The 309-nt window shown below is 60.5% G+C and carries 1 pseudogene; it reads right to left on the bottom strand.

Annotated features, from left to right (window positions below):
- Window positions 1-309: pseudogene (locus E5Q11_RS17545) on the bottom strand (chemotaxis protein); the annotation flags it as partial.

Below are 309 nucleotides of genomic sequence, written 5' to 3'. Positions count from 1 at the left end.
CTTCGCGGTAGAGCACCACGCCGCTCATCACGACAATACCCACCATGGCGGCCAGAATGATGAAGGCCAGGGTCGGGCTGATGAAGCGGGAGCCGGCCTGGTGGGTAAAGCCTTCGGCCAGGCTGGAGAGTTCGTCCAGCAGGACCTGTGAATTGGCAAAGATGTCGCTGGCGGCAGTACGCACCTTGAAGAGGTCGGGAGAGGCTTCAAGGATGGCGTCTACGTTCTGGGACACGAAGTCGAAAAGTTCGCCGACGGCCTCAAGGCCGTAGACGGCATCAACGTCGGTAACCTGGGTGATGCCCATGG

Origin of the sequence: Marinobacter confluentis (assembly GCF_004785685.1) — a bacterium.
GTDB classification, from domain to species: domain Bacteria; phylum Pseudomonadota; class Gammaproteobacteria; order Pseudomonadales; family Oleiphilaceae; genus Marinobacter; species Marinobacter confluentis.
The sequence above is the reverse complement of the archived record's forward strand: the minus strand, read 5'-3'. Positions and strand labels throughout refer to the sequence as shown.